The sequence below is a fragment of the Streptomyces hygroscopicus subsp. hygroscopicus genome (assembly GCF_030269125.1).
GTDB classification, from domain to species: Bacteria; Actinomycetota; Actinomycetes; order Streptomycetales; family Streptomycetaceae; genus Streptomyces; species Streptomyces hygroscopicus_C.
This window is the reverse complement of the sequence record NZ_BSSM01000002.1, coordinates 536,728-554,120: the sequence shown is the minus strand read 5'-3', so window position 1 is coordinate 554,120 and position 17,393 is coordinate 536,728. Positions and strand designations below refer to the sequence as shown.

The 17,393-nt window shown below is 74.1% G+C and carries 14 protein-coding genes, 1 other RNA gene and 2 pseudogenes; 9 read left to right on the top strand and 8 right to left on the bottom strand.

Going from position 1 to position 17,393, the window contains the following annotated elements; genetic code table 11:
- The first annotated feature begins 79 nt into the window (after positions 1 to 79).
- On the top strand, positions 80 to 667 hold the full coding sequence (locus QSK45_RS06970; protein ID WP_285554294.1) for a hypothetical protein: 588 nt from the start codon (positions 80 to 82) through the stop codon (positions 665 to 667).
- A 194-nt stretch (positions 668 to 861) separates the two neighbouring features.
- On the opposite strand, the gene QSK45_RS06965 is transcribed toward QSK45_RS06970, so the two are convergent.
- The 4 genes from QSK45_RS06965 to QSK45_RS06950 all read right to left on the bottom strand — a co-directional run bounded on the left by QSK45_RS06965 (position 862) and on the right by QSK45_RS06950 (position 5,262).
- Positions 862 to 1,662, bottom strand: coding sequence for a DUF5336 domain-containing protein (locus QSK45_RS06965; RefSeq protein ID WP_285554292.1), 801 nt, complete (start codon positions 1,660 to 1,662; stop codon positions 862 to 864).
- Between the two features lie 82 nt (positions 1,663 to 1,744).
- A complete protein-coding gene (locus QSK45_RS06960) occupies positions 1,745 to 2,659 on the bottom strand; it encodes an N-acetylmuramoyl-L-alanine amidase (protein WP_285554290.1) in 915 nt (304 codons plus the stop codon).
- 22 nt (positions 2,660 to 2,681) lie between these two features.
- Positions 2,682 to 3,332, bottom strand: coding sequence for a class I SAM-dependent methyltransferase (locus QSK45_RS06955; RefSeq protein ID WP_285554288.1), 651 nt, complete (start codon positions 3,330 to 3,332; stop codon positions 2,682 to 2,684).
- Between the two features lie 184 nt (positions 3,333 to 3,516).
- The gene (locus tag QSK45_RS06950) at positions 3,517 to 5,262 is read right to left on the bottom strand and encodes an MFS transporter (RefSeq protein WP_285554286.1); all 1,746 of its coding nucleotides are present in this window, start codon (positions 5,260 to 5,262) and stop codon (positions 3,517 to 3,519) included.
- Positions 5,263 to 5,497: 235 nt separating this feature from the next.
- On the opposite strand from QSK45_RS06950, the gene QSK45_RS06945 reads away from it, so the two are divergent.
- The gene (locus tag QSK45_RS06945; RefSeq protein ID WP_285554284.1) at positions 5,498 to 6,928 is read left to right on the top strand and encodes an MFS transporter; all 1,431 of its coding nucleotides are present in this window, start codon (positions 5,498 to 5,500) and stop codon (positions 6,926 to 6,928) included.
- A gap of 906 nt (positions 6,929 to 7,834) precedes the next feature.
- Positions 7,835 to 8,704, top strand: a complete 870-nt coding sequence (locus QSK45_RS06940; protein WP_285554282.1) for a MaoC/PaaZ C-terminal domain-containing protein — start codon at positions 7,835 to 7,837, stop codon at positions 8,702 to 8,704.
- Between the two features lie 186 nt (positions 8,705 to 8,890).
- On the opposite strand, the gene QSK45_RS06935 is transcribed toward QSK45_RS06940, so the two are convergent.
- Positions 8,891 to 9,049 (bottom strand): hypothetical protein, encoded by a 159-nt coding sequence (locus tag QSK45_RS06935; RefSeq protein ID WP_285554281.1) that lies wholly within the window; start codon positions 9,047 to 9,049, stop codon positions 8,891 to 8,893.
- Between the two features lie 96 nt (positions 9,050 to 9,145).
- Positions 9,146 to 10,342 carry a hypothetical protein gene (locus tag QSK45_RS06930; RefSeq protein ID WP_285554279.1) on the bottom strand — a complete coding sequence of 399 codons (1,197 nt, stop codon included), beginning with the start codon at positions 10,340 to 10,342 and terminating at the stop codon, positions 9,146 to 9,148.
- Between the two features lie 186 nt (positions 10,343 to 10,528).
- Here QSK45_RS06930 and QSK45_RS06925 point away from each other — a divergent pair, with 186 nt between their 5' ends.
- Genes QSK45_RS06925 through QSK45_RS06915 form a run of 3 tightly spaced genes read left to right on the top strand, consistent with a single transcriptional unit; the run spans position 10,529 to position 13,325 of the window.
- On the top strand, positions 10,529 to 11,368 hold the full coding sequence (locus tag QSK45_RS06925; protein ID WP_285554278.1) for a Nif3-like dinuclear metal center hexameric protein: 840 nt from the start codon (positions 10,529 to 10,531) through the stop codon (positions 11,366 to 11,368).
- 13 nt (positions 11,369 to 11,381) lie between these two features.
- Positions 11,382 to 12,125: a zinc ribbon domain-containing protein gene (locus QSK45_RS06920; RefSeq protein WP_395484865.1), complete on the top strand. Its 744-nt coding sequence runs from the start codon at positions 11,382 to 11,384 to the stop codon at positions 12,123 to 12,125.
- Between the two features lie 12 nt (positions 12,126 to 12,137).
- Entirely contained in the window at positions 12,138 to 13,325 is a 1,188-nt protein-coding gene (locus tag QSK45_RS06915; protein WP_285554274.1) for a bifunctional RNase H/acid phosphatase, read from the top strand.
- On the opposite strand, the pseudogene eda reads toward QSK45_RS06915, so the two are convergent.
- Both eda and yaaA read right to left on the bottom strand, forming a co-directional pair.
- Positions 13,317 to 13,986, bottom strand: a pseudogene (gene eda / locus QSK45_RS06910) (bifunctional 4-hydroxy-2-oxoglutarate aldolase/2-dehydro-3-deoxy-phosphogluconate aldolase). The gene QSK45_RS06915 and the pseudogene eda overlap by 9 nt on opposite strands.
- Positions 13,987 to 14,057: 71 nt before the next feature.
- Complete coding sequence (yaaA, locus tag QSK45_RS06905; protein WP_285554650.1) at positions 14,058 to 14,840, bottom strand: peroxide stress protein YaaA; 783 nt, start codon at positions 14,838 to 14,840, stop codon at positions 14,058 to 14,060.
- 339 nt (positions 14,841 to 15,179) lie between these two features.
- Here yaaA and QSK45_RS06900 point away from each other — a divergent pair, with 339 nt between their 5' ends.
- The 3 genes and pseudogenes from QSK45_RS06900 to rnpB all read left to right on the top strand — a co-directional run bounded on the left by QSK45_RS06900 (position 15,180) and on the right by rnpB (position 17,345).
- A complete protein-coding gene (locus tag QSK45_RS06900; protein ID WP_285554272.1) occupies positions 15,180 to 16,025 on the top strand; it encodes a helix-turn-helix domain-containing protein in 846 nt (281 codons plus the stop codon).
- 22 nt (positions 16,026 to 16,047) lie between these two features.
- A pseudogene (locus tag QSK45_RS38325) lies at positions 16,048 to 16,824 on the top strand (DMT family transporter); the annotation flags it as partial.
- A 118-nt stretch (positions 16,825 to 16,942) separates the two neighbouring features.
- Positions 16,943 to 17,345, top strand: an RNA gene (rnpB, locus tag QSK45_RS06890) — RNase P RNA component class A.
- Positions 17,346 to 17,393 lie beyond the last annotated feature (48 nt).

Sequence of the window (17,393 nt, the reverse complement as noted above, 5' to 3'; positions counted from 1 at the left end):
CCCGAGTGGCGCGACCATCCGCCCGGAGTGACGGTGGAGAAGGAAGCCCCCACCCGGAAAGACACGTCGGGAGGACCTTGTGCCTGTACCGATACGGCGTCTGTGCGTGGCGCTGACCCTGTGCTGTGCCCTGGTGGCCGGTGCGACGGCCTGCGGAAACAGCAACGCCGGTTCCCGGACCAGCACCAAGGCGACGGTCACCGCCGCGGCTCTGGACCAGCCCGCGGCCGAGCCCAGCCCCACCACGTCCGCCGAGAAGCAGAAGTTCGCCAAGACCAGGTTCGTGGCGAACGCGGGCCTCGCGGCCGGCGCCACCTACCAGTGGATCGTGAAGCCCTGGAAGGCGGGCAAGTTCAAGAAGGGTGCCGATGGCCGCAGGATGACCCTGGTGAAGGCCGGCGTCGCCGGTCTCTTCGCCTACAACCGGCTGAAGGCGGCCGAGCGCAACGCCAAGGGCGACCCGCTGCTTTCCAAGGCACTCGCACCGCTGAGCAAGAGTATCGAGAACCTGAAGAACCTGCCGGCCAAGCTGCGCCACGGTGACACCGGCGCGGCGAGCGACTTCGACGACGTCATCAACAACGTGAAGGACGCGGGGAAGGGCGCCGGCGCCCCGGTCCAGAACAAGGTGCCGACGGCGGGTCAGCTCCGCAGCGGCGGACAGTAAGTCCTCAAGGAGCACCGCGGGTTCGCACCAGGAGCGAGCGGCACATGACCGGCGTCCGGGCCGCCTCCTCGGGGCCGAGTGCGACACCGAACCGCATGCGGCCACTTCCTGACGCACCGTCAGCGGCATGGGGAGGCGACCGTACGGCAACGGCCCCCCGCCCGGAAGGGCGGGGGGCCGTTGCCGTAACGGGATCAGCCGCGCTGGATGCCCGAGGTGTCCTGCAGTACGCCGCGACGGCCGTCCTGGGTCTGCGCCACCAGCGCGGCACCGCGCTGCTCGACCGCCAAGTACCAGGTACCCGGCGCCAGTTCGGCGATCGGGGTCGGCGAACCGTCCTCCGCGAACAGCGGACGGGTCACCGGCACCGCGAACCAGAACGGCGAGAAGTCCGCCGGAGCGGGCTGTTGCGGCGCGGCACCCTGCGTGGGCGCCGGCTGCGGCTGACCGTACGGCTGGCCCTGCTGCGGCTGGGCGCCGTACGGCTGCTGCGGGGTGCCCTGGGCGCCCGGGTAGCCGTAACCGGTGGGCGGCTGGGCGCCGTAGGGCTGCGGAGCGACCGGCTTGGGGGCCGGGAGCAGCGCGCCCTGGAGCGCCGGAACCAGCGGACCGGCGACGGCCGCGGCGGCGAGGACGAGGGCGGCGATGAACCCGAGCACGAGGCCGGAGCCCGCGTCGATGTGGTCCGGCACGTCCACCAGCGTCCAGAACAGGGTCCACGCGGAAAGGATCGTGAACCCGGTGCCCACCATGCCGAGATCGAGGCCCAGCACCTTGCGCTGCTGCGGCATGCAGCGGTTGAGGACGATCAGCGCGGCACCGATGACGGCCCCCATGTACGTGCCGAGGCCCGTCCCAAGGTTGTCCCATACGCCCTGGCTGTCCGAGAAGCCGGAGGCCGAGTAGGAGTAGAGATCGAGGAACGACGCGATGAACAGCAACACCGCTGCCCCGATCACCACGCCGTCGCCTCTAGTGAGGGAGCGGATGTTCACTTCAGGTCCTTCGTGAGTCGTCTCGTCGTCGGTAGACACTACCGTCCGCAAGATCCGGCTGTCCGGCCTGTCGCCGCCCCGGTCAGGACTCGCGCAGGAAACTCACGATTCCCTCAGACATTCCCTGCGCGGCCTTCTGCCGCCAGGATTCGCTGGTCAGCAGGGCCGCGTCCGTGGCGTCGCGCATGTTGCCGCACTCGATGAACACCTTGGGAACCGTTGACAGATTGAGACCGCCGAGGTCCGTGCGGGTATCGAGAGCGGTGCCGTGACCGATGTAGTTGGACGGCGGCTCACCGGTCACCCGCAGGAAGGCCGCGGCGACGCGCCTGCCCAGATCGCGCGAGGGCCCGACGATCGGCCGGGTGTCGGCGGCGCCCGCGTGCACCGGGCCCGGCAGGATCACGTGGAAGCCCCGGTCCCCCGCCGACGCCCCGTCGGCGTGGATCGAGATCGCCGCGTCCGCGTGCGCCTTGTTGCCGATCTCCGCCCGCTCGTCCACGCACGGACCCCAGTCGGGGCCCCCGTCGTCATGGGTCAGCCGCACGGTGACGCCCTGCCGTTCGAGCAGCGTCCGCAGCCGGTGCGCCACGTCGAGCGTGAACCGGGCCTCCGGGTAACCGTCATCCGTGGAGGTGCCGGTGGTGTCGCACTCCTTTCGCCCGTTGCCGACGTCCACCTCGCGGTTGATCTCGGCCGTGTGCCGGAAGTTGCCGACGTTGTGCCCCGCGTCGATGACGACGACCCTGCCCTTGAGCGGGGCGCCCCCCTTGTCGTCGGCCCCCGCGGAGGCGGACGGCGAGGCGTGCGCGGCCGGCGCGGACGACGCGCCGGCGTGCCGCGTGCCGCCGGACCCGCCGGCGCCCGCCGCCTCGTACACCAGCCAGCCGATCAGCGCTCCGGGCACCAGCGCGGCGAGCGCCACGACGAGCGGTGCGCGCCGGCGCGGGCGTCGCTGTTGCTGCGGGGGTGCGCACTCCGGGCCTGTGTATGACACGTCAGCGACTCTAACCGGGACCTCAGATCCCCGCCCCCGTGCGCCGCAGCACCCGCAGTGAGCCGGTGGCCGCCGTCTCGGTGAACGCGCCGGAGGCGAGGGCCCGCAGGTAGACCCGGTAGGGCGCCTGGCCGGTGAACTCGTCCTCGGGCTCCGGGAACACGTCGTGGATGACGAGCAGTCCCCCCTCGGCCACGTGCGGCGCCCAGCCCTCGTAGTCGGCGTTCGCGTGCTCGTCGGTGTGCCCGCCGTCGATGAACACGAACCCCAGCGGGCCGCCCCACACGGCCGCGACCTGCGGCGACCGCCCGACCAGCGCGATCACGTGCTCCTCCAGCCCCGCCTTGAACAGCGTCCGCCGGAAGGCGGGCAGCGTGTCCATGAGCCCGACCTCGGGGTCCACGGTCTCCGGGTCGTGGTAGTCCCAGCCGGGCTGCTGCTCCTCGCTGCCCCGGTGGTGGTCCACGGTCAGCGCGGTCACCCCGGCCGCCCGCGCCGCGTCGGCCAGCAGCACGGTCGACCGCCCGCAGTAGGTCCCCACCTCCAGCAGCGGCAACCCGAGCCCCCCGGCCTCCACCGCCGCCGCGTACAGAGCCAGCCCCTCGTCCACGGGCATGAACCCCTTGGCCGCCTCGAACGCGGCGAGGATCTCGGACTCGGGAGCGGGGGCCATAGGACGCCTTTCGGTGGTACGGCTGTTCGGGCCCATGCTGCCGCACACCTGTCAGCCGGCGTCACGTGGGGCGCCCTCTCGGGGGCGCGGGGCCGTGTCCGGACGCGGCCCCCGGCGCGCGGGCGCGACCGGCCACGGCGAACCGGGGAGCCGCGGGGCCACGCCCCCGGCTCCCCGGCGGGTGCTACACGCTCACCGCCTCACCGGGCAGGGAGAGGTCCACCTTGACCGCCCTCTCCTCGCCGTGGTGCGTCGCAGCCGACGCCAACGGCCCGTGCCCGGCCGCCCGTGCGGCGAGCACGTACGCGCCCTGCCCCGGCACCGCGATCACATACCCCCCGTCCTCACCGGACACAGCCGCACCGGCCTGCCGCCCCCGCCGGTCGATGAGCGTCACCTTGGCGCGGGCGACGGGAACACCGGCGGCGTCCAGTACCCGCCCCCGGAACCCCCGCAGCACTTCCTCCGCCCGCTCCAGCGCGGCGTCCTCCTCGCTGCTGGCCCGAAGCTGGACGTGCCGCTGAGCCGGGCGGCCGCCCTTCGGCAGGAACAGTGCCAGCAGCAGCCCCGCCGCCACCGCCCCCGTCGCGATGAGGAACGACACCCGGAACCCGTGCATCGTCGGAATCGCCATGCCCCCCACGGAGTGCGCCGTGTTGGCGAGCACCATCCCGATGACGGCGCTCGACACCGACGTACCGATGGACCGCATCAGCGTGTTGAGCCCGTTCGCGGCCCCTGTCTCCGACGCCGGCACCGCGCCGACGATCAGCGCGGGCAGCGAGGAGTACGCGAGCCCGATGCCCGCGCCGAGGACCACGGACGTGAGGATCGTCTCCCAGGCCGCCTGCATGAGGCCGAGCCCGCCGCCGTATCCGATCGCGATGACCAGGAGGCCGATGATGAGCGTGGTCTTGGGGCCGTAGCGGGCGGAGAGGCGGGCGTACACCGGCGCGGTGAACATCATCGTCAGGCCCAGCGGCGCCACGCACAGACCGGCGACGACCATCGACTGGCCGAGCCCGTACCCCGTGGCCTTCGGCAGCTGGAGCAACTGGGGCAGGACGAGCGAGACGACGTAGAAGGCGACGCCGACCATGATCGACGCCAGGTTGGTGAAGAGCACGGCGGGCCGGGCGGTGGTGCGCAGGTCGACCAGCGGCGCGTCGGCACGCAGCTCGTACAGGCCCCACAGCAGCAGGACGGCGACGGCCGCGCCGAACAGGCCGAGGGTCGTGCCCGAGGCCCAGCCCCAGTCGCTGCCCTTGGTGATGGGCAGCAGGAGCAGCACCAGGCCGGCGGACAGGCCGAGTGCGCCGGGCAGGTCGAAGGAGCCCTCGGCGCGCATCGGCGACTCGGACACGGTGAGCAGGGTGAGCGCGATGGCGAGCACGCCGAGGCCCGCGGCGCCGTAGAACAGCGCGTGCCAGTCGGTGTGCTGGGCGACCAGCGCGGCGGCGGGCAGGGCGAGGCCGCCGCCCACGCCTATGGAGGAGCTCATCAGCGCCATGGCGGAGCCGAGCCGTTCGCGCGGCAGCATGTCGCGCATCAGGCCGATGCCGAGGGGGATCGCGCCCATCGCGAAGCCCTGGAGGGTACGGCCCACGATCATGGTGAGCAGCTGGCTGGTGAGCGCGCTGACCAGGGCGCCGACCACCATCACGGCGAGGCTGGTGATCAGCATGCGCCGCTTGCCGTACAGATCGCCGAGCCGGCCCATGATCGGGGTGGCCACGGCGCCGGACAGCAGGGTCGAGGTGAGCACCCAGGTGGCGTTGCTGGGCGCGGTGTGCAGCAGTTGGGGCAGGTCCTTGATGACCGGCACCAGCAGGGTCTGCATCACCGCGACCACGATGCCCGCGAAGGCGAGCACCGGGACGACGGCCCCGCTCGCCTTCCGCTGCGGTTCGTCGGTCGTCGTGTGGGTCATTGAGTGCGGCCTCCCGTAAGACATGAGTGCCGGGTAAACCTCGTATGCACGCGCAACTATTCCGTTGCTTCGGGCGCCTAATGATTATTTGACCATCCTATGGGTTTCTGAATCTCCGTCAGTCGCGGTGACCGTACTGGACCCTGTGATCGGGTCGGGCCGGGTGGCGTAGTCCGCGCGGAGCAGACCCCCTGGTCCGAAATGCCGATGCAAGGACCGCTACCGGCCTGAGACCATGACACCCATGCTGGAGACCGCCGACACCCCGCCCCTCATATCCCGTCGCACGGCACCTCCGACCTGGTTGGTGGTGGCTCTGGCCTGTGCCGGGCAGTTCCTGGTGGTGCTGGACGTGTCCGTGGTGAACGTCGCGCTGCCGTCGATGCGCACGGACCTCGGCCTCAGCGCGTCCGGCCTGCAATGGGTGGTGAACGCGTACGCGATCGCCTTCGCCGGGTTCATGCTCCTCGGCGGCCGGGCCGGCGACCTCTTCGGCCGCAAGCGGATGTTCCTGGTCGGCCTCGGCCTGTTCACCCTGGCCTCGCTGGGCGGCGGACTCGCCCAGGAGGGCTGGCAGTTGCTGCTCGCCCGCGCGGCGCAGGGACTCGGCGCGGCGGTCCTCGCGCCCTCCACCCTCACCCTGCTGACGGCCGCGGTGCCGGAGGGTGCCGCGCGGGCCCGCGCCATCGCCACCTGGGCCGCGGTGGGCGCGGGCGGCGGCGCCGCGGGCGGGCTCGTCGGCGGCGTGCTGGTGGACGTGCTGTCCTGGCGCTGGGTCCTGCTGATCAACGTGCCGGTGGGCGCGGTGGTGCTGGCCGGCTCGCTGCGCTGGCTGGTGGAGAGCCGCGCCGGGGACGGCCGCCGCCTCGACCTGCCGGGCGCGCTGCTGGTCACCGCCGGCCTGGGCACGCTGGCGTACGGCATCTCGCGCACCCAGGAGAAGGGCTGGACCGCCGCGGCCACCCTCGTGCCGCTGGCCGCCGGGGTGCTGCTGGTCTGCCTGTTCCTGCTGGTCGAGGCGCGGACCCCGGCCCCGCTGATGCCGCTCGGGCTGCTGCGCAGGCGCCCGGTGGCCTCGGCGAACGCGGCGATGCTGGTGTCCGGCTCCGCGATGTTCTGCATGTGGTACTTCATGACGCTGTACGCCCAGAACGTGCTCGGCTACTCGCCCCTGGAGGCCGGTGCCGCGCTCGTGCCCAGTTCACTCGCCGTCGTCGTCGGCTCCAAGGTGGCGCCGCGGCTGATGCGCACGGCGGGGGCGCGGAGCGTGGCCGTGCTGGGCACGCTGGTGGCCGCGGGCGGGTTCGCCTGGCAGTCGACCATGAGCGCGCACGAGGCGTACGTCACCGCCATCATGTTCCCGGGCATCCTGATGATGCTGGGCGGCGGCCTCGCCATGACCCCGCTGGCCGCCCTCGCGACCTCGGGGGCGGCGCACCACGAGGCCGGCGTGGTCTCGGGACTGGTCAACACCTCGCGCACGATGGGCGGTTCGCTCGGCCTCGCGGTGATGTCGACCATCGCCGCGACCGGCACGGGCACCGGCACCGGACCCCAGGCCCTGACCGACGGCTACGCCCTGGCCTTCCGTGCCTCCACGGCGGTGCTGCTGGGCGGGGCGGCGCTGATGCTGCTGTGGCTGCCGCGCCGCGCCTCGGCGCACTGACCCCGGCTCGGAGCCGGCCCTGCCGCCGTGCGACCCGCACCGCCTCCGCGCGGTTGCGGGTGCCGGTCTTCCTGATGGTCGAGGGCGGGTGGTCGCGTGCGGTGGCCCGTGCGGTCCGGGCGGGGGCCCGCGCAGGGCGACGCCCGGGACCGGGCCCGGCGGCGGGAGGACATCGGCCGGCAGCCGCCGCGGCCGAGCGCCGGGCCCGCGGTCGGCGGGGCCGACGGCGGCGTGGTCCGGGTGCGCGGCGACTCGCGCCTGCCCCGGTCGAAGCGGCGGAACGTGACGTAGGCGCGAGGGGACGCGAAGGGGGGTCGAAGACGGACAGCCCCGGCCGGCCGGTTCGGTGCCCGCCCCGGAGCGGATGGGGGAGGGCGCCCGTCCCCGGCGGCGGCCAGGGCGGCGGCGCGAGCCGGTGGTCGGCGGTCCGGATCGCCGGCGGCCGGTGCCCCGACCCGCTCGCGGCGCGCGAGGCGACCTCGAACCGCTCCCTGCCCTCCGGCGCTCCGGCTCCGCCGCGCGTCCCGGCCGCGCCGCCCGCCGGGCCCGCGCCCGGCACCGTGCCTCCCCCCACCCCGACGTGTTTCCTGTACCCCCGGCCGGACGGTCGCCACCGCACCGCGGTGCGACAGTGCGGCGTACGACCCGAACCCCGGCGGCCGACCCGCCGGCCCGACGGCCGCACCGGCCCGGAGCCCTGCCGCCGCGCGAGCGCGCCCGACAGGAAGCTGACGTGCCGTCAGGAGCCTTCCCAACCGCGAGGGGCTGGGCTATACAGGGGGCGTCGGACTGGAACGCGTTCTAGGCCCGTGACCGTGGGGCGTCCCGCCTCCGCACCGTGGACGACCTCGTCGCGGCCGACGGTGCGGACGACGCGCCGAGGTCCCGATACCTCTCAGGAGCCCCATGCCCATCGACGCAGCCAAGGCCCTCGCCGCCGAACCCCGCTCGGGCCGGATCAGCTGGACCGCGAAGGACGTCCAGCTCTACCACCTCGGCATCGGCGCGGGCAGCCCCGCCACCGACCCGGACGAACTGCGCTACACGCTGGAGTCCCGGCTGCACGTCCTGCCGAGCTTCGCCACCGTCGCGGGGGCGGGCTCGCCCGGGGTGATCGGCGGGCTGTCCGTGCCGGGCGTCGACGTCGACCTGGCCAGGGTGCTGCACGGCGGACAGAGCCTGCGCGTGCACCGGCCCATCCCGGTCCGTGGCAGCGCCACCGCCACCTCCCGCATCGCCGCCGTGTACGACAAGGTCAAGGCCGCCGTCCTGGTGCTGCGCACCGAGGTGGGCGACGCGCAGGGCCCGTTGTGGACCGACGAAGCCCGGATCTTCGTCCGCGGCGAGGGCGGCTGGGGCGGCGACCGGGGCCCCTCGGCCCGTCCGGCGGAGCCGGGCGGCGAGCCGGACCGGATCGCCGAGCGCCCGATCCGCCCCGACCAGGCCCTGCTCTACCGCCTGTCCGGCGACTACAACCCCCTGCACGCCGACCCCGGGTTCGCCAGGCTCGCCGGCTTCGACCGGCCCGTCCTGCACGGGCTGTGCACCTACGGGATGACCCTCAAGGCCGTGGTCGACACCCTCCTCGACGGTGACGTGGGCCGGGTGCGGTCGTACACCACCCGGTTCGCGGGCGTCGTCTATCCGGGCGAGACCCTGCGCATCCGCATGTGGCGGGAAGAAGAGGGGGAAGCACGGCGGGTACGGGTCACCGTGTCCGCCGCCGAGCGGGACGACGCCCCCGTGCTCGCGGACACCGTCGTCGAGCACTCCTGAACCCGGGCGACGTCCGGCAGCGGGCAGGAGACGTTCACGTACGACGAGCTGGACGCGCTGCTCACCCCGCCCCACGCCCGGCGGCCGGGGAGGCGTTCGCGGCGGCGGAGGTGCTCGGACCGGAGCGGGGCCGAAAAGAAGCAGGGGGCACCCGATGGGTACCCCCTGCTTCCGTCACCACTACCCTCAGGCAGCCGCCTCGGCGGTCTCCTCGGCGGGCCTGCGGTGTCGGCCGTGCGGAGTCGTGTCGCTCTCCTGAGCCGAGATCGGGCCGCGGTGCTTACCGTGGCCGTTGTTCTCCAGAGAGTCGGCAGACAGCTGGTTCGTCGTGCTGGTGTCGCTCATCGGACGTATTCACCCCGTCAACATCATCTTTCGTACAGCCGGAGGAGTGTAACCGGCACACCACGGGCCGAATCCAGGCGTACACGCCGACCGGCACTAGTTCGTTACAAGACGTCCCAGAGGCGCCTGCTGCAACGGCACCGGACGCGGCGGCGCCGGTTCCGCGGGCCCCGGTTCCGCCGCACTCCGGGGCGCCTCGTCGGGCGTCCCGGCAGCCGTGCCGTCCTGGTCCCGACCCGCCGGAACCGCCGGAGCCGTCGCGCCCGGTTCCCCCGCGGGCACCCGCAACTCGGCCACCCCGCACGGGGTTTCCCCGGTGGAGAACGGCAGCCGCAGCACCCCCTCCCGGGTCCACGAGCCCGACCCGGTCAACCAGCCCTGGGGTGCCGCGAGATGCCGTACCCGCCGCTCGGCCGGCCGCCACAGGCCCACCCAGGTGCCCACCGGCCCCTCGACGCGCAGCGCCACCGCGCAGTTCTCCGGCTCCAGCACCTGCCCCGGCTGGATCGCGAACGGCACCGCCGTGCACTCCGGCAGCCGCAGCGAGGTGGGGAAGCGCACCGGCAGGGTGGAGCCGAGGACGCCCCAGCCCAGCCGTTCCGCTCCCGGCGAGGGCGCGTCGGAGGAGATCAGCAGCAGTCCGCTGTCCAGGTCGGCCATCAGCAGCCGGTCGTCACTGGCCGGCGTGATCTGGAGCAGCGGTGAGACCTCGCCCAGCTCCAGGTCCACCACGACCGTCTTGGTGCACCCCTCCAGCTCCCGGTCCAGCGCCAGCAGCCGGCCGGCGCGGTCCAGCCACACCCCGCCCGAGCAGCGCCCCGGCACCTCCACGAGCCGCTCGGGCCCGGACGGCCCGCCGGCCACCTGCCACACCGCGCTGGTACGGGCGCCGACGGCGACGGCGTACGCCCGCGCGCCCCCCGGCACCGGCGGCAGCAGGGCGAGCCGGGCGCCGGGCTCGGCGCACTCCACGGCGCCCAGCGGCAGCTCCCCGGTGCCCGGACCGGTCGGGTACAGCAGCGCGAAGAGGTGCCGCACCCCCGCCCGCCGGTGGATCAGGACCCGCCCGTCGCCCAGCGGCTGAAGCCCGGTGCCGGGCTCCTCGGGCTGGTTGCCGGGCAGCGGCACCGCGTACGGCTCCGGGCCGTCCAGCGTCCAGCGCTCCGGGAACCAGGAGTCACCGTCCCGCGTGAGCCGCGCGGCGTACGCGCCGTCCGCCGTGAGCACGCAACCGCGCTCCGGGGAGCGGTCGTCCGTACCGACGGACGGGGATTCGATAGCACAGGCCGTCATCGTTCGGTCACCTCCGGCGACGAAGCTAGTTTTGAACGCACGGCCGTGCGGGGGGCCGACCCCCGCTTCACACGTACGGGTGGCGCAGAAGCGATTCCTCTGAGGAAGCGGACATGACTGTGCCGCGCGTGACCAGGAGGAGCGGACGCGGTACGGTCCCGCCGAACAGCCAGGTAGCCTTTTCCCGTGCCCCGTCTGTCTGAAGTCATCGCCGCGCTGGAGAACCTGTGGCCCGCCGAGCGGGCCGAGTCCTGGGACGCGGTCGGCACGGTCGTGGGCGACCCCGACCAGGAGGTCACCCGGGTCCTGTTCGCCGTCGACCCCGTCCAGGAGATCGTCGACGAGGCCGTACGGCTCGGCGCCGACCTGCTGGTCACCCACCACCCGCTCTACCTGCGCGGCACGACCACGGTCGCGGCCTCGCACTTCAAGGGCCGGGTCGTGCACACGCTGATCAAGAACGACATCGCGCTGCACGTCGCCCACACCAACGCCGACACCGCCGACCCGGGCGTCTCGGACGCCCTCGCGGGCGCGCTCGACCTCCGTGTCGTACGCCCCCTCGTGCCGGACCCCACCGACCCGAACGGCCGTCGGGGACTCGGCCGGGTGTGCGCGCTCGACCACCCCCTCACCCTGCGGGAGCTGGCCGCGCGTGCCGCCGAGCGGCTGCCCGCCACCGCGCAGGGCATCCGGGTGGCCGGCGACCCCGAGGCCGTCATCCGCACCCTCGCGGTCAGCGGCGGCTCCGGCGACAGCCTCTTCGACCACGTGCGCGCGGCCGGTGTGGACGCCTTCCTCACCGCCGACCTGCGCCACCACCCGGCCTCCGAGGCCGTCGCGCAGAGCCCGCTCGCGCTGCTCGACGCGGCACACTGGGCCACCGAGTGGCCCTGGTGCGAACTGGCCGCGGGACAGCTCGACGAGATCTCCGACCGCCACGGCTGGGACCTGCGGGTCCACGTCTCCAAGACGGTCACCGACCCCTGGACCGCCCACGCGGCGTCCTCCGCCACCACTAGCTAATGGGAGCCCCCAACTGAACGCCGCGCCCGCCGACCAGATCCGACTCCTCGACGTCCAGGCCCTCGACGTCCGCCTGCAGCAGCTCGCGCACAAGCGGAGGTCCCTGCCCGAGCACGCCGAGATCGAGTCGCTGAACAAGGACCTCACCCAGCTGCGCGACCTGCTCGTGGCCGCGCAGACCGAGGAGAGCGACTGCGCCCGCGAGCAGACCAAGGCCGAGCAGGACGTCGACCAGGTGCGCCAGCGCGCCACCCGCGACCAGCAGCGCCTCGACTCCGGCGCGGTCACCTCGCCGAAGGACCTGGCGAACCTCCAGCACGAGATCACCTCGCTCGCCAAGCGGCAGGGCGACCTCGAGGACGTCGTCCTGGAGGTCATGGAGCGCCGCGAGTCCGCGCAGGAGCGGGTGAACGAGCTGACCGAGCGCGTCGGTTCCGTCCAGTCGAGGATCGACGACGCGACCGGCCGCCGGGACGCCGCGTTCGAGGAGATCGACCGCGAGACCGCGTCCGTCACCAAGGAGCGCGAGGTCATCGCGGCCTCCGTCCCCGCGGACCTGCTCAAGCTGTACGACAAGCTGCGCGAGCAGCAGGGCGGCATCGGCGCGGCCAAGCTGTACGCCCGCACCTGCCAGGGCTGCCGCCAGGAACTGGCCATCACCGAGCTGAACGAGGTCCGCGCGGCCGCCCCGGACACGGTGGTGCGCTGCGAGAACTGCCGCCGGATCCTCGTGCGTACCGCCGAGTCCGGGCTCTAGGAGGCGCACGGCGTGCGGGAGTTCATCGTCGAGGCGGACGGCGGGTCACGGGGCAACCCCGGCCCCGCCGGGTACGGCGCCGTCGTCCGCGACGCGGCCACGGGGGCGACGCTGCTGGAGGCGGCCGAGTACCTCGGCGTCACCACCAACAACGTCGCCGAGTACCGCGGCCTCCTGGCCGGCCTGCACGCCGCCCACACCCTGGACCCCGCCGCCGCTGTCCACGTCCGCATGGACTCCAGACTGGTCGTCGAGCAGATGTCGGGCCGCTGGCAGGTCAAACACCCCGCGATGAAGCCCCTGGCCCTGGAGGCGCGCGGGGTGTTCCCCCCGGACCGGGTGACGTACGAGTGGATCCCCCGCGCCGAGAACAAGCACGCCGACCGTCTGGCCAACGAGGCGATGGACGCGGGGGCACGGGGCGAGCGGTGGTCGGCGAAGGGGTCGACCGCGGAGCCGGAGGCTGGTGCCCCGGGCGCGGGTGAGCCGCCGCTCGACGCTCCCGGCCGCCAGGACCCCCGCGGCCCAGGCGACCAGCGGCCCACCGCCCGAGGCTGGTCCGCCGCCCCCGACCTCGGCGCGCCCGCCACCCTCGTCCTCCTCCGGCACGGGGAGACCCCGCTGACCCCCCAGAAGCGATTCTCCGGCAGCGGTGGCACCAACCCGCCCCTGTCCGAGATCGGCCGGGAACAGGCCCACCGCGTGGCCGAGGCGCTGGCCAAGCGCGGCACCGTCCAGGCCGTCCTCGCCTCCCCCCTCACCCGCACCCGCGAAACCGCCGAGATCGTCGCCGCCCGCCTGAACCTGGACGTCGTCGTCGAAGAGGGCCTGCGCGAAACGGACTTCGGCTCCTGGGAGGGGCTGACCTTCGGCGAGGTGCGCGACCGCTACCCGGACGACCTGAACGCGTGGCTCGCCGACCCCGCCGCCCGCCCCACCGGGGGCGGCGAGAGCTTCGCCGAGACCGCCGTGCGCATCGCCGCCACGAAGGACGAGCTGGTCACCGCCCACGCGGGCCGCACCGTCCTGCTCGTCACCCACGTCACCCCGATCAAGACCTTCGTCCGCCTGGCCCTCGGCGCCCCGCCCGAGTCCCTGTTCCGCATGGAACTCTCGGCCGCCTCCCTCTCCGCCGTGGCGTACTACGCCGACGGCAACGCGAGCGTCCGCCTCTTCAACGACACCTCGCACCTACGCTGACCCGCGCATCCCCGCCGCCGCCCGCGCGAGCGCCTCGATCCGCGCCCAGTCCCCGGCCGCCACCGCATCCGCCGGTACCGTCCAACTCCCGCCCACACACCCGACGTTGGGCAGTGCCAGGTACTCCGCCGCGTTCGCGGGCCCGATGCCGCCCGTCGGACAGGACCGCGCCTGCGGCAACGGCCCGGCCGGCGACCGCAGGTACGCGGTGCCCCCCGCCGCCTGCGCCGGGAAGAACTTCATCTCCCGCACCCCCGCGCTCCAGCAGCGCCACGACCTCCGAAGCGGTGGACACCCCCGGCAGGAACGGCACCCCGCACGCCCGCATCGCCGCCAGCAGCCCCTCCGTCCACCCGGGACTGACCAGGAACCGCGCCCCGGCCGCGACACACGCCTCCGCCTGCCCCGGCGTGAGCACCGTCCCCGCCCCGACCACGGCCTGCGGCACCTGGTCCGCGATCGCCCGGATCGCCTCCAGCGCGGCGGGCGTACGAAGCGTCACCTCGACCGCCCGCAACCCCCCGCCCGCCAACGCCCGCGCGAGCGGTACGGCGTCGGCGGTGTCCCGGACCACCACCACGGGCACGACGGGCGCGAGGTCGAGCACGGAGACGACCGGCGGCGACGGTGGCGGCGCGGGCGGGGGATAGGGCGGGATCATGCCCTCATCGTGTCGAGCCGCCGCACTCCCCGCAATCACCGTCGCACGTACCGCAACGGCGCCCACGGTTCCTAGTGGACCTCCTCCACCAGCACGTCCAGCTCCCAGGGCCTCCCCGCCCGACCCGGCTCCGCCGCCTCCACCACGTACCCGAGCTCCCGCAGCGCCTCCACCAGCTCCGCGGGGTCCCGAGGCGCGGCGCCGGCCGACACCAGGGCCCGTACGATCCGCCCCTTCGTCGCCTTGTTGAAGTGGCTGACGACCTTGCGGGTCGGTGCGTGCAGCACCCGGACCGTCGCCGTCCGCTCCGCCACCTCGCCCTTCGGCTTCCACGCCGCCGCGTAGGCCGTCGAGCGCAGATCCAGCACCAGGCCGTCCCCGGCCGCCTCCGGCAGCACCTCGGCCATCGGCGCCCGCCAGTGCCCGGCCAGCGCGCCGAGCCCCGGCAGCCTGATCCCCATCGAACAGCGGTAGGAGGGGATCCGGTCGGTCACCCGCACCGCGCCCCACAGCCCGGAGAAGACCAGCAGCGAGCGCGCCGCCCGCCGCTTCGCCGCCGCGTCCAGGGAGGCCAGGCCGAGGGCGTCGTACAGGACCCCGGTGTAGATCTCCCCGGCGGGACGGGCGCCGGCGGTGCGCAGGGCCGCGTTCTTGGCGACCTCGCCGCGCAGCCCCTCGCTGAGCCCGAGCACCTCGCGCGCCTTCTCCTCGTCGCCCGCGCACAGGCCGACCAGCTCCCCGAGCACGGCCTCCCGCGCGTCGGCCAGCCCCGGCAGGGACAGCGACTCCAGCCGCAGCGGGGCACCCTCGCCCGAGTCGGCCTTACCTTCCGAGGGCGGCAGCAGGACCAGCACCACGTACTCCTTCTCTTGCGCTCGCACGCCAGCGTACGGGGTGCTGCCCACGTCCCCTTCACCCCCGCTTCACCCCCGCGATGAGCGCCCCCACGAGCGCCTCCGCGTCTCCCGCCGTACGGCCCTGAGCGCCTCCGGCGGTATCCGCGTGTCCCCACGCACCCGGGCCGCACCCGGTCCGACCCGATCCGCACCCGCTCCACACCCGCTCCACACCCGTCACGGACGTCCGGCACCGGCGTCACGCCGTGCGCCGCCGGACGGTCGCGGAAGGGAGCGGGCCCCGGCGGGTGTTGCACCGGCGGGCGGGGTGGCCGCCGTGCGACGAGGGGGCGCCCGATGGCAGAGGCAGTGAGCGCGTCCGGGGCGGAACAGGCCCTGTGGCGGCGGGCCAGACTCGGCCACGGCGGTCCGCCGCTCGATCTGCTCACCGCGAGCTTCCGGAGGCACACGTACGCCCCGCACGCCCATGACGAGTACACGATCGGCGTCTGCGTCGGCGGGTACGAGGTGATCGGCTACCGGGGCGGGCACATCCGCACCGGCGCCGGGACGATCGTCGTCCTCGACCCCGGCGAGGTGCACACCGGCGGGCCGGCGAACGCCACCGACGGGTACGCGTACCGGGCCCTGTACGCCGAGCCGTCCCTCCTGGGGGAAGGCACCGCCGGGGGAGCACCGCACTTCTCCGAGCCCCTCCTGGACGACCCCGAACTGGCCATGGCGCTGGCCCGCGCGCATGCCGAACTCAGCGCCTGCCCGGATCCGTTGGAGGCGGAGTCCCGGCTGCCCTGGCTGCTCACCGCGCTCGCCCGGCGGCACTCCACCGCCCGCCCGATCCACAACCGCGTGCCCGGCGCGGCCGCCGTCGCGCGAACCGTCCGCGACCGGCTGGCCGACGAGCTGACCGCCCCGCCGACGCTCGCCTCGCTCGCCGCCGACCTGGGCCTCTCCCGGTACCAGCTGCTGCGCGCCTTCCGCACGGCGACGGGCATACCGCCGTACGCCTGGCTCGCCCAGTACCGGGTGGCCAGGGCACGGGGCCTGCTGGCGGCGGGGCTGCGGCCGGCGGAGGTCGCGGGGCTCGTCGGCTTCGCGGACCAGGCGCATCTGACCCGCTGGTTCCGCAGGGTGGTCGGGGTGACCCCGGCGGCGTACCGCAACAGCGTTCAAGACGCCCGCTGAGGGCGTGGCCGAGACTCGCCGCATGACTGCACGTGGCTGGTTCCTGTTCTCCCTGATGGGAGTGGTCTGGGGCATTCCCTATCTGCTGATCAAGGTGGCGGTGGCCGAGGTGTCACCGCCCGTCCTGGTGTTCACCCGCTGCGCGCTGGGCGCGGCCCTGCTGCTGCCGTTCGCCCTGCGCCAGGGCGGCCTGCCCCGCACGATCCGTACCCACTGGCGCCCCATGCTGGCCTTCGCGGTCCTGGAGATCGTCGTCCCCTGGTTCACCCTGACCGACGCCGAGCGCCATCTGTCCAGCTCGACGTCCGGCCTGCTGATCGCGGGCGTGCCGATCGTGGGCCTCCTCGCCGCCCGCTTCCTCGGCACCACCGAACACCTCGGCGTCCGGCGGCTGGCCGGCCTCGCCCTCGGCCTCGCCGGGGTCGCGGTGCTGGCCCTGCCCCACCTCACCGGCGGCGACGCCCGCTCCCTCGCCGAGGTCCTGCTCACCGTCGTGGGCTACGCCACGGCGCCCCTGATAGCCGCCCGCCACCTCGGGGACGTGCCCTCCCTGCACCTGACGGCCCCCTGCCTCACCCTGGCCGCCCTGGTCTACGCCCCCGCTGCCGCCCTCACCCACCCGACCGCCGTCCCCTCGCCGCGGGCATTGGCCGCGCTCGCGGCGCTGGGCGTGATCTGCACGGCCCTGGCGTTCGTGGCGTTCCTGGAACTGATCAAGGAGGCGGGCCCCAGCCGCGCCACGGTCATCACCTACGTGAACCCGGCCGTGGCGGTGGCCGCGGGCGCCGCCTTCCTGCACGAGCCCCTGACCCTCCCCGTGCTCCTGGCCTTCGCTTTCATCCTGGCGGGCTCGGTGCTGGGGACGGCCGCGGGTCCGCGGCGCCGCACACGACCGGTACCATGGTCGGCACGGCAGACGAGCCGGGCGGACGGCCGCGTGGAGTCCCCCTAGGGGGCTTCCCGAGGAACGTCCGGGCTCCACAGGGCAGGGTGGTGGCTAACGGCCACCCGGGGTGACCCGCGGGACAGTGCCACAGAAAGCAGACCGCCGGGGACCTCGGTCCTCGGTAAGGGTGAAACGGTGGTGTAAGAGACCACCAGTGCCCAGGGTGACCTGGGCAGCTAGGTAAACCCCACCCGGAGCAAGGTCAAAAGGAAACACCCCGGTGTTTCTGCGCGGACGTTCGAGGGCTGCCCGCCCGAGTCCGCGGGTAGACCGCACGAGGCCGGTGGCAACACCGGCCCTAGATGGATGGCCGTCGCCCCGGGCCCCGCGAGGGACCTGGGGAACAGAACCCGGCGTACAGCCCGACTCGTCTGCCGCCACCTGCGGCTTCGCCCGGGAAAGGGCCTCTGACCTCGGTCGGA